10 protein-coding genes and 1 CRISPR repeat array are annotated in these 16,834 nt (G+C 34.5%); of the genes, 9 read left to right on the forward strand and 1 reads right to left on the reverse strand.

The genetic code is table 11. The features are described from left to right. Window positions 1-505 precede the first annotated feature (505 nt). On the forward strand, window positions 506-1,030 hold the full coding sequence (locus tag CYAN10605_RS17430; protein WP_015221258.1) for a hypothetical protein: 525 nt from the start codon (window positions 506-508) through the stop codon (window positions 1,028-1,030). Window positions 1,031-1,120: 90 nt separating this feature from the next. Here the strand turns inward: CYAN10605_RS17430 and CYAN10605_RS17435 are convergent, their stop codons facing one another. Further along, the gene (locus tag CYAN10605_RS17435; protein WP_015221259.1) at window positions 1,121-3,259 is read right to left on the reverse strand and encodes a WYL domain-containing protein; all 2,139 of its coding nucleotides are present in this window, start codon (window positions 3,257-3,259) and stop codon (window positions 1,121-1,123) included. Window positions 3,260-3,467: 208 nt separating this feature from the next. On the opposite strand from CYAN10605_RS17435, the gene cas10 reads away from it, so the two are divergent. The 8 genes from cas10 (at window position 3,468) to CYAN10605_RS17475 (ending at window position 13,353) form a co-directional block, all read left to right on the forward strand. After that, a complete protein-coding gene (cas10, locus tag CYAN10605_RS17440; RefSeq protein ID WP_015221260.1) occupies window positions 3,468-6,545 on the forward strand; it encodes a type III-B CRISPR-associated protein Cas10/Cmr2 in 3,078 nt (1,025 codons plus the stop codon). A gap of 65 nt (window positions 6,546-6,610) precedes the next feature. Next, a complete protein-coding gene (locus CYAN10605_RS17445) occupies window positions 6,611-7,738 on the forward strand; it encodes a type III-B CRISPR module-associated Cmr3 family protein (RefSeq protein WP_015221261.1) in 1,128 nt (375 codons plus the stop codon). Window positions 7,739-7,751: 13 nt separating this feature from the next. Beyond that, window positions 7,752-8,651: a type III-B CRISPR module RAMP protein Cmr4 gene (cmr4, locus tag CYAN10605_RS17450; protein WP_015221262.1), complete on the forward strand. Its 900-nt coding sequence runs from the start codon at window positions 7,752-7,754 to the stop codon at window positions 8,649-8,651. Between the two features lie 233 nt (window positions 8,652-8,884). Beyond that, window positions 8,885-9,487, forward strand: a complete 603-nt coding sequence (locus CYAN10605_RS18725; protein WP_241212848.1) for a hypothetical protein — start codon at window positions 8,885-8,887, stop codon at window positions 9,485-9,487. Window positions 9,488-9,547: 60 nt separating this feature from the next. After that, window positions 9,548-9,922 (forward strand): type II toxin-antitoxin system RelE/ParE family toxin, encoded by a 375-nt coding sequence (locus tag CYAN10605_RS17460; RefSeq protein ID WP_015221264.1) that lies wholly within the window; start codon window positions 9,548-9,550, stop codon window positions 9,920-9,922. Continuing rightward, the gene (locus CYAN10605_RS17465; RefSeq protein WP_041923006.1) at window positions 9,919-10,224 is read left to right on the forward strand and encodes a hypothetical protein; all 306 of its coding nucleotides are present in this window, start codon (window positions 9,919-9,921) and stop codon (window positions 10,222-10,224) included. The genes CYAN10605_RS17460 and CYAN10605_RS17465 overlap by 4 nt, the downstream gene beginning before the upstream one ends. Window positions 10,225-10,261: 37 nt before the next feature. After that, window positions 10,262-12,019 (forward strand): RAMP superfamily CRISPR-associated protein, encoded by a 1,758-nt coding sequence (locus tag CYAN10605_RS17470; RefSeq protein WP_015221266.1) that lies wholly within the window; start codon window positions 10,262-10,264, stop codon window positions 12,017-12,019. Window positions 12,020-12,048: 29 nt separating this feature from the next. Then, the gene (locus CYAN10605_RS17475; protein ID WP_015221267.1) at window positions 12,049-13,353 is read left to right on the forward strand and encodes a hypothetical protein; all 1,305 of its coding nucleotides are present in this window, start codon (window positions 12,049-12,051) and stop codon (window positions 13,351-13,353) included. Window positions 13,354-13,521: 168 nt separating this feature from the next. Continuing rightward, a CRISPR array of direct repeats spans window positions 13,522-16,799; the repeat unit is 36 nt; unit sequence CTCTCCCTTAATGGGAGAAACTAATTGAATGGAAAC. Window positions 16,800-16,834: the final 35 nt, after the last annotated feature.

The following is a 16,834-nucleotide window of genomic DNA, read 5'->3' on the forward strand; positions in this document are numbered from 1 at the left end:
TTAGCATTACCAATGCTGTAAATATTTACACTATCCCCATGATGATTGGCAGTATAAAAGACTTAACAAGGTGTTTGTTTTCGAAGCCCGTAGTAAATTACTTGCACAAAGATGGTATCGTCACAGGACTTGAGGGTAATCAAAATCATTGATGGTAAAACATCCATCTTCAATAATTTAACCCTTTAATTAAACTATTTATAACTACTGAATATTTGCCACATCTTTATTTAGACGTTGCTAAATTGAAATATAAAATACAATAAAATAAATTCATATTAGGTTAACTCTTCCTCAAAATTTTTTAATATTTAGAAAAATAAATTAAGTTGATGAATTTTTTTCTTTATTAAATGTCGATTATATTTTATCTTTTAGTAATTAGTTGTTCGCATGAGAGAGTTGTTAGTTGATAACTTTCCCCTTAAATTAGTAAATATCAGGTAAATGATTAACCTGTACCGCTAATTAACAAGGAAACTCAACACAGGGGCAAGGATAAGTTATGACTAATCAAAATGAAAATGGCTGTGCAGGATGTTTATCTTTGATTATTGCATTATTTGTAGTAGGATTACTTGTATCTTACTGGCAATTAGTTTTAGCTTTTGTATTCGTAATTTTTGTATTTTGGGTTCTTTTTAAGATCATCACATCTATTTGCCATAGTGTTTTTGGTGGACGCAATACTTCCTCTTACCGCCCTATGACTACGAAATTTAACAGTAATGATGCTAACACTCCCTTTTATACTATTGATATGAAGGCGGATGCGATCGATCACCCCTCTGCGTCCAAAACAATCAAACCTAAACAAAAATCTTCTAATTTAGTCAAAAAAGATTCTCCAAAAACCGAAATAGAAATGACTGTAAACACCAGTAATAAAAGTAAATTAGTCAAAAAAAATGTTCAAACTAATTTGACTGGAGATATAGATATAAATATTAAAGACAAAAAAATCAAATCAGTCAAATATACAAAAACTACTATTGAGGAAGTTGTCTATGAAATAGATACTGATGATTAATATTATGGTATCGATAATTCTGAGAGTCAAATTGCATCCATCTATCCTATGCTTCTCATATCCTATGGAAATTATTAAGTGTGCGAATATTTACAGTACACTCTCAATTTTTTGTTGTTGATAGACATCTATAGTATTACTTGATAGTGTGATAATTTTTTCCTGTAGTTTTTTGGGTTTATGTACTTTAACTTCTCCACCGAATCCTAATATCCACCGAATAAAATCAAATTCATCTAGTGACCATATAGGTAATGTGACCTGAAAACGATAGGGGTATTGTGGATTTTTACTTTTACTTAAGGAAAATAAAGATGAATTACTATTTGATAATGAACGAGGGGGTTTAGTCATTTTCATTTGTTGGGTAGGGAATCTTTTTGTACCCTCTGCAATAAAACCAAATATTTTTTCAGTAAACCAAAGTTCAACAGTTTCCTGTGCTTTTTGTTTATCACTACTCAAAAATAATTTTTGTTGTTCAACATCATTTCCTAAATAAAGACCGTAACTGGCAGATAGTAATTTAGTTAATTTATTTAATGCCTTTTTCTGTTCTGTTATAGTTCTGGTTTTGTCTGTTTCCTTTTGAATATAAAGTCTATCCAACCGCTCAAAACGAAATAATTTATGATTTTCTCCTCCCTCTTGTTCAAATCCTAAATACCATGCAAAATTATAAAAAACTATCTGTAATAACCACGCACAAAAAGCTCCTTTTTCTTCCCCTTCATAGCTTCCACGATTAGCAAATTTATTCAGCGTTACTAATTTCCCCTGTTCAATAATTTCCTGTATTCTCTGGGTTTGATTACTTAATGTTTTCGAGTCTAAGGATTTTATATCAATCATTGAACGATTAGCGATCACCCTTACAGGATAAGTATAATGATCATAAAAATTAGCCCATTTCATCTTATCTTTAAATCGATTATATAGATTTAAAGCGAGGGGATCATCAATATTTTTAGCTTGAGTTTGCAGTAGACGAAATGTCTCAATTAGTTCTCTTTCAGAAAGGATTCCAGTGCCGAGGAAGTAACCATTACGCATAGTCTTAGGTAAAATTTGATAAGGTTTGAGAATAAATTGAATATCTTTTCTAAGTAAATCTCGTCTTGCTTTTAAGTGTTTATCAGGACATTTTTCCAGCTTCATCAACTTATAGGTTAAATTAGTCAAATGTCCAGAAAGATTAGATTTGCTACTATCTTTGACACTTTGCTCATTAGGACATAATTGATTGAGAAAGTCAGCTTTAACATTAGGTAGAAAAGGATAGTCAGCAATAGTCTTAATCGTGTTTAAAATTCTCTCAAAAGTGTATTTATCGGACGCATAATGAGTAATAATATCATCTAAATTATCGTTAATTTCTGTCAATGATGATTCATATTTAGGTTCTGTAATATTATGTTTGATTAATCCATAATTAATAAGAAATTGTAAATCTTTTTCAATAGCTAATTTGTCAGCATAAATATTACCTTTTAATTTTGCCATAACAGCACTAATTTCACTAAGAGAATCATCAAAGGTAACAGGATTACCAAATATTTGCTCTAAAATATCGGGATAGGCATATTGTAAATTACCCAACTCAGGATAAGCAATTAACAAAGATATTAGGTGCATTAACCTGTCAAAATCTAATAATTTAGAATAACGATGGAGGATAATATTCTCTATTTTTGTACGATTATTTCTGTTAATTATACAACGTTCTAAACCATTTAATTTTTCTTCAATAAACGATAAATTGCACTGTTGGGGTTGTTTAATTTCTACAATATTAATAAAACCTTCGGCTACATGAGGTGGAAATTGTTGTAATGAATCACTCATCCTCTCTATTATATTATCAGGCACGGTACGTTCTCGCTGACTATTCCATGTTTGAGCAATTTTGAGATCTAAATTAAGATACCATCCCAACCAATCAATTTTACCGATTTGCTTCTGTATTTTCGATAATAAGTCCATTCTCCATGCCCTTTGAGCATTGGTTGCATCGTAAATAATCCCTTGCTTGAGTGCAATCGCTTCTTTCATTTGATTAATAACTTCATCTTCAATTTTTAACCAATTACCCTGTATAACTTCGTCTCCATATAGTTGTTGACGAATAGTATCAGTAGAGATAATTTGATAATTACCAGTTTTGGCTAAAAGTTGAGCAAATGTTGATTTACCAGAAGCAGGAACACCGATTAAAAAGTGACATAACATAATTAAATTAATAATCAAAAAAAAATATAAAGAAAAGTTACAAACAAATAATATTTATTATATAAGTAATCAGTAGTCCGAAATAGTCTTTATAATTGAATTTTAAAGCGTTTAACTATAAAAGCTGTCAATATCTTTATCTGATGTATAGGGCTTGAGTTAGTTAGCTAAACTATAAAAATATTAAAGAAAAAAGGAAAAAACCATAATGGCACGACCATATTGGCAATCCAAAATTTGGGGACTACTTCATGATCCTATTTTAAAAGCATTATCTTCAAGTAGGGATTTAAGCAGAGAAGGTAGATGGGATTTATTAAAATGTATGGAAGGTTGGCACTCTCCTAAAGATTCATCCTCCCAAGAAAACTTCCATCGAGAATGGTTAAAAAGAATTAATTTATGTGATTTAATTGCCTCAGCAAGTGATCGCACTACCATCGGTAGATTACCTCCTGAACATAGTAGTATAACTTACAGGGAAGAGGGTTTAAATGTTCATCACTTATTATCAGGAAAACCGCAACAAATTATTGTTGATAATTGGCATTCTCAGTTAAATAATGGCAAAAGAAAAGAGTTTTTAGAAAATATTGAAGTTGAAGCCTTACAACCGATTTTAAATTGGGAAGATGCGGAAAAGGTCCATTGGTGGCTATGGCGTTGTTACCCTGAAGTTATCGCTCAACAAAATCAAAATACTAATCTGTTACCTGCCGAAACTCGTTTACCTGATGCTTCTTTGTGGAGTCATACTAGCATTACTTCGGCGATCGCAGGAGGATTAGCAGGTTATTATACTGATGATAGCCAATATCCTCGGAAAGGAGAACATTTTAAACAACGTTCTCGTCCTTATTTAACTACTTTTAGTTTTACTCCTGTACAAGAATTAATTAAAGCTAGTCGTAAGATGCGAGACTTTTGGGCAGGTTCATGGTTATTACATTATCTATCAGCTAAAGTTGCATGGGCAATCGCATCTAAATATGGAGCAGACACATTATTATATCCTTGTCTTTATCAACAACCCTTAATAGATCATTGGCTATTACAAAAATATCCAGATTTGAAGGAGTGGATTAAACAACCGTCCACAGAATCTTTGTTAACCGCAGGTTTTCCTAACGTTTTGGTGATGATTTTACCCAACAATGGAAAAGATGAAGAAACTATAAAAGATAATCCAGTGCGATCAGCGATGGAATATGCAAACAACACATTAAAACAAGAATGGCAGAATATAGGAAAAGAAGTTCTGGAGTTTATTCAAAATAGACACGAAGGTAAAAAATGGGAAAATATTAATCTGCACACTTATGATAATTGGCTTAAAGCTCAATGGCAACATTATTGGGTATCTTTACCATTAGGAAGCCCGAATATAGAAGAATTGAGTATGTCACCTCGCCCGAAAAAAGGCGAGCAAGAAAAATCACCAGAAGATAGAGAATATGATAAGTGGATAAACCAACAAAATGACTATGCTAATCCTCAACCATATTTATTTTCAGATTCCGAACGAGATTTTTTAGCGGCAATTTTTAACCTCAATCAAGACGAAACTGAATCCGATAGTAATAAAACATTTCGTTATAAACAACCTAACTTAAATGTAGGTTCATGGTGGGCTAGTACATTTGACCAATTACGTTATAGTTTAAATGCGGTGAAAAATGCCCGTAATTGGCGAATACCTACAGCTTTTGGACCTAGATCAACCATATCAGGTTTAGGTTCAGTGGTGCATCCCATCATAGACGAATCTAAACCTGAATGGATAACAGAGGGGGAAACCGCTCAATTTTGGGCAAATAATCTTGGCTTATTCGATGGCATTGAAGAATTAAATGCAACGGAGGTTTTGAAACGGGGATTACATCAGATTTTATTGTCACAATTAGGTATAGCTAGTCAATCAGAGCAAACCAAAGTATCTGTGCTTTATCCTGACTTAAGCTCAGGTGTAGCAGGTTATTTACGCAATTTAGCCAAACAAGGCGATATAGAGGCGATTAATTATTATCATCAGGCTTGTAAGAATATAAGCACTAAATTTCCGTGGGTAAATAAAGGTAAAGATGCCCCCGCCAATCTCCCTTGGGGTATTCCTTGGATAGCGAAACATCACCCTGATTGGCAAAATCCTCGTTTGTTAAATGCAGGTTGGTTAATGGATGATTTTAACTCTACCTCAGAAGATATAGAAACAGTAAAACAACAAAAACAAGAAGAATTAAGCAAATTAAGAACAGAAATAGCCAAATTTTATCCTACGGGGGAAAATCCTACTGATTGGTATATTTTAGCCGCAGGAGATGGAGACGGCATGGGAGAATGGCTAAAAGGAACAAAATTAAAGCCCTATGCTGATTATATTCCCGAAGCATTGAAAACTAAAATAGAACAAATGCCCGAAAAATATCGTTCTTCTCTCAAAAAATTCCTAGAAGTGCCAAAAAGAATGGGTCCAGCTACTCATAGTGCTTTAAGCCGTGCCTTACTCGATTTTTCTAATCAACTTGTTCCTTATTTAACGGAATCAAGATACGCAGGAAGATTAATTTATGGTGGTGGTGACGATGTTTTAGCCTATACCAATTTATGGGAATGGGATAACTGGTTATGGGATTTACGTCAATGTTTCAAGGGTGCAGATGATCCGCAAAAGGAGTTTATCAGTAAGGGTGATTACTGGCAATGTGGTAATAATCAATCCGAATCTCTATCTTCTCGCCCCTTGTTTACCATGGGTAGTTCTGCTAGTATTAGTTTTGGTATTACGATCTCTCATCATTCTGTACCCCTTGCGATCGCCCTTGAGAATTTATGGGAAGCGGAAGAAAAAGCAAAAGAACACGAATATCAAGAAAATGGAGCAAAAATAGCCAAAGATGCAGTTCAAGTAAGAGTTATCTATGGTAACGGTAATATTTTAACGGCTACAGCTAAATTTGATGTATTTCCAACATGGCAAACACTCATTAATTCCGAATTAGATTTAACTAGCAGTCTTTTTGAGGTAGCTGGAGAATATATAAAACAATTTCCGATACCTGAATACAATGCAATTATGCCTTGGGTGAAGGCTTTTAGTGAAAGAAGAACAAATTTAAAGGAGGAAAAATTAAGAAAATTTAAAAAACAATTAACGGAATTTATACAAAGAATGTGGGTAACAAATCAACCTGAATTTTTAAATCAAGAAATTAGTAATTGGTTGAGATTAGGGGCTTTTATTATTAGGAGCAGAAAAATAAAAACTGGTGATTTAAGTACAAAATAATCTACCAAGTTTTGTTTTGTATTAAATATCTACGCTTTAAATTATTTATTACTCATTAATCAATCATGTTTTGGTACAAATTAACACCTATTGATGTTTTATTATTAAGAGATGGAAAACCTTTTAGTCCTGGTGAAAGAGCTTGGGCGGCAAGTGTTTTTCCTCCTAATGGACATACTTTAGCGGGTGCAATTCGAGGATTATTAGGGAAAAAAACCAATTTTAATTTAATAGGTTCTTTTCTCACTTATGGAGATCAATTATATTTTCCTCGCCCCTTAAATTATGTGGGAAAAAATCTCTTATATCCTTTACCTTGGTTAGAAAGTGATTATCCTTTACAAAAAATATTATGGGATAGATTACAACCTGCACCTTTACTATTAAAACAACTTAAAGAGCGAGAGCCAAAAACCAGTAAAAGTGAAGAAAAAACAGGCAAATATATAAGTTTTAATCAATTAAAAAATTTATTGACAAAAGCAGTTAATGAACATCATAATAAAGTAGAATTAGAGCTAGAAAATCCTGTAGAATCTGAGCCTTATTTCTCAGAAACTAGATCCCATAATGCTATTAATTCTCAAACAGGGCAAGTAAAAGAAAGTGATGGTTATTTTGTGGAAAATGCCATTAGACTTAAACAAGGTTGGAGTTTGGCGATCGCATTAGATTTTAAATTACCGACTCCTAACATTATGCAATTAGGAGGTGAAGGGCATCGAGTGATTATCGAAGAATGTCCAGATTTAGCTCAACAATGGCAAGAATTGACAAAACTAAGTCAAGGTAATTTTGAGGAAAATCAAGCTAATAAGAGTAAATCCCTAGCTTATTTGACAACAACGGGAATATTCGAGCGTAAATATCAAAATAACAAGGTTTACTGTCAAGCATGGCCTTGGGAATGGAAATTAGCCCATCGGGTTAACGGTAATCAAACGATCGGTAATTTAGTTAGTGTGGCAACTGCTAAACCTGTACCGATTAGTTGTCGTATTCAAGATAGAGAAAAAAATACCAGTATTCCTGCACCGCAAGTATTCGGGGCAACAGCAGGTAGTGTTTACTATCTCAATCAACCTGAATATCTCTATGCAGAAAATCCTCAAAGTCCACCGACAAAGGGCTTAGAAGTGGCTAAAAAGTGGCGGAGTTTGGGTTATTCACAATTACTTTGGTTTAAATATTAAGGAGATTTTTACTATGTCTGATTTTCGTGTGGGTTATTTATACAGCTTATCGCCTGTACATTGTGGTGGTGAGGGAGATTTAGGTAATATTTTAGAAATTGCCAGAGAAGTTCATACTAATTTCCCTTATATACCCGGTTCAACTTTGCGAGGTAATATTCGGGATGAGTTAGAAAGCATTGATGAAACTATTGCGGAGAAATTATTTGGCAGAAAGTTAGACGATAATGGACAAATGGGAGTACATCAAGTTTGGTTTGGTGATGCCCGTATTTTATGGATTCCGATGCGTACCATGTCTCATAATAATCAGGACGTTTTTACATGGGTAAGTTGTCATAGTTTAATACGAGATCATGCTTTAATTGCTCATTTACCTCCCGTTTCTTTGCCTAATTGTGCCGTGGGTACTTCTGGGGGGACTTATCATGTGGCAGATGCTCAAATTAATGTTACTCCTATCTCAACTTTATCTGATGCTCAAAAGGGTGCAATCACACTCAGTGGTGATTGGAGTCCATCTCTGGGGGATTCAGTCAAAACGGCATGGGAAAACAGTCACTTAATTTTACCTGATGCTGACTTTCAAATTTTAATGGAACATTCACTATGGACACAAGTAAGAAACAAAATTCAAGATTCAGGTGATCAAGCAGGGAGTGCCGAAGTATTTTGGACTGATGTTTGTATTCCCAGAGATACAATTTTCTATTATTCATGGGGTTATAAATTAAAAACTAATCATCAAATTACTAGCGAATATCACGATAAATTAATGGAAATTATACAAGGGTTAATACAAGTGGGAGGACAGGCTAATGTGGGGCGTGGTTGGGTGCAAAGTTGGGTAGCTAATTCTGCTTCTCCTGTAGATGATAGTCAAGCAAAACAAACTGCAAATATTAACAGTTAATATGTACTTAAAAAAGTTTGTTGTCACCTCTCTAGGAGTTTAAAACCTTTGAGAAGAAAGGGCTAAAGTCTTCTACGGGCATAATGTATTATGCCCCTACGAAACTAAATAGAGTTCTCCAAAAATTATCGTTTTTACACCGTATTTCGGGCTTCTAGCCCCATTTCTGGGGAAGTCTAAATTATTGACAAATGTGGGCATTGCCCACCCTACAAGTTAATAAAAATAAAATTATGGCTAAAAAAAACAAAACTCACCAAAAATCAAATAATCCTCAATCAAAGTTAACACCTCCACCAATTCGCCTGAATCATTCTCCTAATCAACCAAAAACGACTACTACATTATCAACCGTTAATCAATCTAGTAATTCTACTAACAATCAATTTACACAACCCAATAATTCCACTCAATTACTAACTCAATCAACTCGAACAATTATGGTACAACCTGAACAAATGAGCTTAACAGCCCATCAACAGATTCAAATTTATTTACAATCTAAGAATCGCCCCTCTTTAGAGGAAAAAGACTTAACTGCTATACTCAGATTATCTACCCATTTAAGAGTCTTTGGTTTACTTTCTGCTGTTGGTTATATTAATCAAAGTAATGACCAACAAGGGGAAGTCAGACAGCGTACAATACCCGTATGGAGATCGCTCTTAGGGCAACTGATAAACCCAGAAAACCCTCCTCAAGCCAGAGAATTAATGGAAACAGTACAAAATATGGCAAGAAATAACTCAACAGAATATATGATGATGTGGCGAAAATCCTTAATTTTGTCGCAATACTGGAACTTTTGGGGGAGGGCTTATACACAAAATGATTAAATAATAGGGTTTTTTAGCCAACAGATTTTATAAAATTTTTAGAGATATATTGTGTAGATAATGCCACAAATAAAAATAATTTTCTACCAAGAACAAAATGGCAAAGTTCCCCTATTAGAATGGTTAGATAGACTTCCCAATAAAGTACAAACTAAATGCTTTGTGAAGTTAGAAAGATTGTCACAATTAGGTCATGAATTAAGAAGACCAGAAGCTGATTTATTAAGAGATAATATTTATGAGTTGAGGATTGGTTTTCAAGTTATAAATTACCGAATTTTATATTTCTTTTATAAAAATCAAGCTATTATTGTCTCTCATGGTTTAACTAAAGAGAAAAGAGTGCCTCCTCTTGAAATCGACAAAGCTATAACTAACAAAAATAAATTTGAACAAAATCCTGAATTACATACTTATTATCAAGAATTATCATGAATAATCCTAATATGACAAATGACGGTTTACAAATTTTATATAATCGTTACTATAAAGATAATTTAGAGCGTCAATTAGAACTTGAAAAAATGCGTTTAGATGACCAAGTTTCTAGAGAAATAACCAAAGTAAAAAAACTATATAATCTCTCAAATCAAGACTTAGCTAAACTCATTAATACTGATCCATTAACTATAGATTCTCTGGAAAATGGAGATTATGAGGGAGATTCTTTTTTAATGTTAAGTTTAATTGCTAATGCTCTAAAAATGGCTGTCAGATTTGAGTTAGTTTCGGCTTAATAATTTATTTGCTTATTCTCAATTTATTAATAAATATATGTTATATACTGCACCAAAACTGATTGAATTATTAGAAAAACAGCATCAAAACAGAGGAAAAGCTGATTTATTTAAACAGGGAATTTTTACCATTCAATGGAGGGCAAAATGTGGTTCTCATCCTCATCCTGACTTAGAAACCATGATTCCTGCCAGTGAACCTTGTGGCACATGGACACCTAACAATGGTTGTCCTCGTAATATAGCACGTCCTGAAGCAAAAAGAAATGTGGGAGAAAATTATCAATATTTTCGTGAGTTACCCTATCGAGGTTATCTTCCTGCTTCTAGTATTCGAGGTTTAGTGAGGGCATGGGCAACAAAACAAGGTGGCGAAATTAAGTCAGAAATGGAGCGATTATTAGGTAAACAAGAGGATGATACTATTAACGCTGGAAAAATCGAATTTTTAGACGCATATCCTGAAAAAGAAACAAAAGTCACTCTCGATATTGTTAACCCACAGCAAGATTTTCAAGTTTATCATAATGGGCAAAGTACCCCTTTATCTTTTTATACCCTCGGTAATGGCAACAATAAAATTAGAGTAAAAGTAGCTATTCGAGGCATTGAAGGAAAAGTAACCTCTGAAGAAGTAGCCCAAGTATGGAAATGGGTAGAACAAGCCCTGAGTTTATATGGTGTGGGCAGTCGTACTGCTTCTGGTTATGGAGCAATTCAAGCTAATAGTAAACTCAAATTGCGATCGCAACCTAATCATAAAACGAAAACTTTTACCTTTAGTCTTTATAGTCAGGGTTGCGGTGGTGCTAGTGTTAAAGATATACAGTTACGCCCTTCCCATTGGCGAGGTTGGTTGCGATCATGGGTGTTACGATTTTTATTAGGGGTGATGTCGAGGCAAGATGCAGAAAGAACTATCGGGGAGTTAATGGGTACTATCAACGCTGAGAATGATAATAGCTCTCAAATGGGTTGTTTACGGCTAGAAATGAACTTACAAAAACTTGGTAAAAAAGAATGGTATCTTGAATCGGATGATAGCCCTGATTTTTACCTCTGGAAAGGAAATTTAAAACTAACTGCACCCACAAATATTCTCAATAAAATTATTTTACCCATTGTTAAGTTTGCCGTCAGTGTTGGTGGTGTGGGTAGAGGGTGGCGAAGACCTTTACATATCTTTACAATGAACAATGGTAGAGAATCAGCAAGGGGTTGTCATTTAATTCTGCATCATAAAGTTAAAGATAAAACCACCGAAGAACTAAAAACTAAACTCTTTGGTTTATTTCCTAATCAACCGCAAACTTGGCAAACGACTTATGATAATTGGCTAAATTCTGTGAGGGAAATTTGGGGTTCTCGAATACGTCTTAATGCTAACAATAATTCTCAGGCGGAGGTATTTTCTCCTCATACTTGCTCTGTTTACGTTGTACCTTATCCAAAAGAAGATCCTTTAGATAATAATACATGGGGTGATTTTGATTATGTAGAAGATACTCGTGGAGAAGGAATGGACTTGATTTATCAACCTACTTACAAAAGAAAGCAGGATGTGGGAGGCAATGCAGGAAGCGGTGGTGCTTACTGTTCATGGGTTAGCATTAAACGGGTTAATGCGCATCATCCTGAAATTAAAAATTCTTTTTGTCAGGAGGTTGTCTGTATTTTCATGGGGGGAATCCCTGTTAATCACCCTAACCATTTAAGAGCGAGATTTTTACGAGATTTAGCCCGAATTAATGGTAGTCGCAATTTATTTGGTTTAATAGCTCCCAATCCACAGTAGATATTTTATCTTAGTATTTCAATATTATTATGGCTAGTATTTTATTTTCTTTTGTTGGAAATCAAGATCCTGTTTCTCACAACACTAATGAGGAAGGATCAATCGTTACTCTAGTTAGATATTTATTAGCTCAACAAAAAACCATCAAAAAAATTATTCTTTTATATACTGAAACTACGGCAAAAGGGGCAAAAGAAACTCAAGAATGGTTACTCGATATTTTAGAAAATTCTCCTTTTAAACCTGAAGATTTTAGCTTAATTCAAGTACAAGAAAAGTTATCAACTGATCCTGTTAATTTATCTTTAGTTATTGAAGAAGTAAAAACACAAATTAAGAAAATTCAGGAAATTCAAAAAGGTGATGATATTTTAGAGTTAAATTCTTCTTCTGGTACTCCTACAATGAAAGCATCTTTAGGGGTTTTACAGGGTGCTGGTTATCTCCCTAAAAGTAATATTTGGCAGGTGAGAAATCCCCGTGAAATGAGAGAAGGACAAGCAAGAGTATTTAAGACTAATGTGGATATTTTAAAACAAGAATTTGATATTAAAGTAATTAAAGAACAGGTTAGTAACTATAACTATAATGGTGCTTTAAAAACTTTATCTAATAGCTCACTGGTTGATAATGGAATTGGTTATTTTTTACAATATGGGGCTTATCGCCTTGCTTTTAATTTTAAGGATGCTAGTGAATATATTCGAGATTTTCGTTCTTTTTTTGAGGAAAGATTAACCAAAGAAATCAACAGATTAGCTAGTAAAAATCAAGAGAGCATTTTAATTGAACTTTATTATCATATTTTAGCTCATTTAAAAACGAAAGAATATTCTCAGTTTTTAATTTTAGTTTTTGGTTTTCAAGAGTTCGTATTAAAGTTTTTGGTGAGAAAATTTATTTCTCCTGATTTATTAAATAAATCTTGGAATCAAAATCTTAAACAATCAGTCATTAATGCTTGTAATAATTATGAACATGGTGAATTGAGAAAATATGTTCAGAAATATAGACAATATAATCAAACTCTACAAATAGACAAGATGAGTCGAATTGTGATGTTAAGAATTATTCAGTATCCTTCTTTTTCTTGCCCTAAATCTTTAATCGATAATTTACTTCATTTAGAATCTTATTGTGACAAACGCAATGAATTAGTACATCAGTTTGAGGGAGTCTCTGAGTCCGATATTACGGAAACTGAGTTGAATGATATGGTTAATAAAATTCAGAGTATTCTAAGTGACTTGTTTCCTGATTCTTTTATTAAGGAAAGCTGTTTTGCTGTATTAAATAAAAAGATTATGGCAAAACTAATCAATAGCGACGGATAGCAGAAATGAACTTAAATACTTATTCTCTCGTTTTATCCCTCGATGTATTGTTAGATAAGGATTTCAGAGATTTTTCTTTGACAAAAATAGGTTAAATTGATTATAATTTTGCTATCGGTCGCAAACCGCCTCTGGAATTATTATCAGATAAGCGTTTTAAAACTGGCGCTCTCCCTTAATGGGAGAAACTAATTGAATGGAAACTAAGTTTTGTTTTACTAATCCCCCAATGAATTAGCTCTCCCTTAATGGGAGAAACTAATTGAATGGAAACGATATATATCTATATCTCCCTGCGATTATTAAACAGTCTCTCCCTTAATGGGAGAAACTAATTGAATGGAAACTAGTTTTTCAGCCTCAACACGGGCGGTTTCCTGAGTTAGCTCTCCCTTAATGGGAGAAACTAATTGAATGGAAACCGTAAAGAGGGTTTGTTCTCTTTAGTGCTAAACGGTAAACACTCTCCCTTAATGGGAGAAACTAATTGAATGGAAACAAGCACATAATGTAACTTTGGTGGGAGTTTATCAAGATCTCTCCCTTAATGGGAGAAACTAATTGAATGGAAACTGACCTGACCGCGTAGACCCTCGATAGCAAAAAACTTCTCTCTCCCTTAATGGGAGAAACTAATTGAATGGAAACATAGCCCCTGTTATAGCTTCATAAAAAGGAAAGAAACTCCTCTCCCTTAATGGGAGAAACTAATTGAATGGAAACCAAACACGCTAGTTAAGATATCACTAGCTAAATGCTGTACAGCTCTCCCTTAATGGGAGAAACTAATTGAATGGAAACCTGCATCGGAATATCATTACCTTGGCGAACAGCATTGATAGTATCCTCTCCCTTAATGGGAGAAACTAATTGAATGGAAACTGATATGCGATCACTATACACGTTCATCTCAATCACTGCCTCTCCCTTAATGGGAGAAACTAATTGAATGGAAACTAGAAGGCAATCGTGACATCTTCAGCTTATCCCATCTCTCCCTTAATGGGAGAAACTAATTGAATGGAAACTTAAAAGCCCAATTAGCAAATTCAGTATCTCGCGAAGAGTTTAATGAGCTCTCCCTTAATGGGAGAAACTAATTGAATGGAAACAAGAAGGCTTGGTGTTGCTGAACTAGCTCTGCTATAGCCGGGCTCTCCCTTAATGGGAGAAACTAATTGAATGGAAACTTCATACCAACTTGTATCTTGGCAAGAAAAGTTTATCTCTCCCTTAATGGGAGAAACTAATTGAATGGAAACCTAAGTTTTTATTACTACCTATGATAAAGGCATTCGCTCTCCCTTAATGGGAGAAACTAATTGAATGGAAACGCAATTAGATGCAAACCCTGAATTGGTTGACAAATTAAACTCTCCCTTAATGGGAGAAACTAATTGAATGGAAACCATATCCGCGTCCTCATCGAAAGTCATCCCTTGGGTGAGACTCTCCCTTAATGGGAGAAACTAATTGAATGGAAACCTCCAAGTTAATCAACAATATTGATTTGACGTTTAAACTCTCCCTTAATGGGAGAAACTAATTGAATGGAAACAACTTGCCCATTCAGAAGGTACGGGCTTAAATTTACTCTCTCCCTTAATGGGAGAAACTAATTGAATGGAAACTCAACATTGCGCTCTGTTGTCTTTAAGGTGGAGGCAGGCTCTCCCTTAATGGGAGAAACTAATTGAATGGAAACAAATATCGTAACAGAGTTCTGGAGAATAGATAGGTAGCAACTGCTCTCCCTTAATGGGAGAAACTAATTGAATGGAAACTGAATTTAAGAATATAGTGGGATATCCGCCAGAAGCAGCCCTCTCCCTTAATGGGAGAAACTAATTGAATGGAAACAATCTCTTCTTCAGTTTTCTGCTCTGCCTCGGCTACTTTATCCTCTCCCTTAATGGGAGAAACTAATTGAATGGAAACGAGGTATATCCCCACCTTTAATAACATCAGCATTAATCTCTCCCTTAATGGGAGAAACTAATTGAATGGAAACCTTCATACCCTTTTCTTCTTGAGTTAAATCAGCCCAGTTCTCTCCCTTAATGGGAGAAACTAATTGAATGGAAACAATCCAACAGTCTCTGGGCAATTAGCATGTAACCAATCTCTCCCTTAATGGGAGAAACTAATTGAATGGAAACTTAGATCTAGGTGATACAATTCATCTGGACGCATAGATTTCTCTCCCTTAATGGGAGAAACTAATTGAATGGAAACTTTAGAAGTAATAGTAGAATTAACAATAGCAGATTTACCGCTCTCCCTTAATGGGAGAAACTAATTGAATGGAAACCCATAGCTCCTCTTTCGAGGAGGCTGAATTATTAACCACTCTCCCTTAATGGGAGAAACTAATTGAATGGAAACGCAGTCATATAAAGCTGTACAGTCTCGTGGGAACTAGACTCTCCCTTAATGGGAGAAACTAATTGAATGGAAACCTTAGACGAGTTGAGGATAGCTTGCCAAGAAAAAGAAAAACTCTCCCTTAATGGGAGAAACTAATTGAATGGAAACTAAAGATAATGCGGTTTCATAATCTCCAGCAACACTACCTCTCCCTTAATGGGAGAAACTAATTGAATGGAAACAGGTCGTCCTCCTGAGTTGCCATCTCCTCGAGAATAAGACTCTCCCTTAATGGGAGAAACTAATTGAATGGAAACACATGGCTAACGTTGCCGTCACTGGAGAGAACGGTCTATTCTCTCCCTTAATGGGAGAAACTAATTGAATGGAAACGCACATGGCAGCGTCATCTGCTAAGTCGGAATATTTTTCAGGCTCTCCCTTAATGGGAGAAACTAATTGAATGGAAACAGGTTGAAAAAGAAGTTAAGGGATTTACTGTGTTCGTGCCATTAACCTCTCCCTTAATGGGAGAAACTAATTGAATGGAAACAAATAAATCTTTTCAGTTCGAGTATATTCGTCCTCGGCTCTCCCTTAATGGGAGAAACTAATTGAATGGAAACTTTATTTCATCGTAGCTAACAGTTACTACATAATCACTCTCCCTTAATGGGAGAAACTAATTGAATGGAAACGTACCCAGAAACAAATCCAAGCATGAGCACCTGTACTACCTGCCCTCTCCCTTAATGGGAGAAACTAATTGAATGGAAACTCAATATTGGTATCGTTGTTTTGTTTAACAATGAAAGGCTCTCCCTTAATGGGAGAAACTAATTGAATGGAAACTTTATTGAGAGATGATCATCAGTTTATTATTATTTAAGCTCTCCCTTAATGGGAGAAACTAATTGAATGGAAACCGTTCATATCTATGAACTAAATAAAGTACATAAAAAAGAACTCTCCCTTAATGGGAGAAACTAATTGAATGGAAACAAGGCTTCGATGGTTTTAGACGAAGCTTTTTCGTTAACGCACTCTCCCTTAATGGGAGAAACTAATTGAATGGAAACTTGGGATTATAACGATAACACGCTATGTAATTATC

Origin of the sequence: Cyanobacterium aponinum PCC 10605 (assembly GCF_000317675.1) — a bacterium.
Lineage (GTDB): Bacteria > Cyanobacteriota > Cyanobacteriia > Cyanobacteriales > Cyanobacteriaceae > PCC-10605.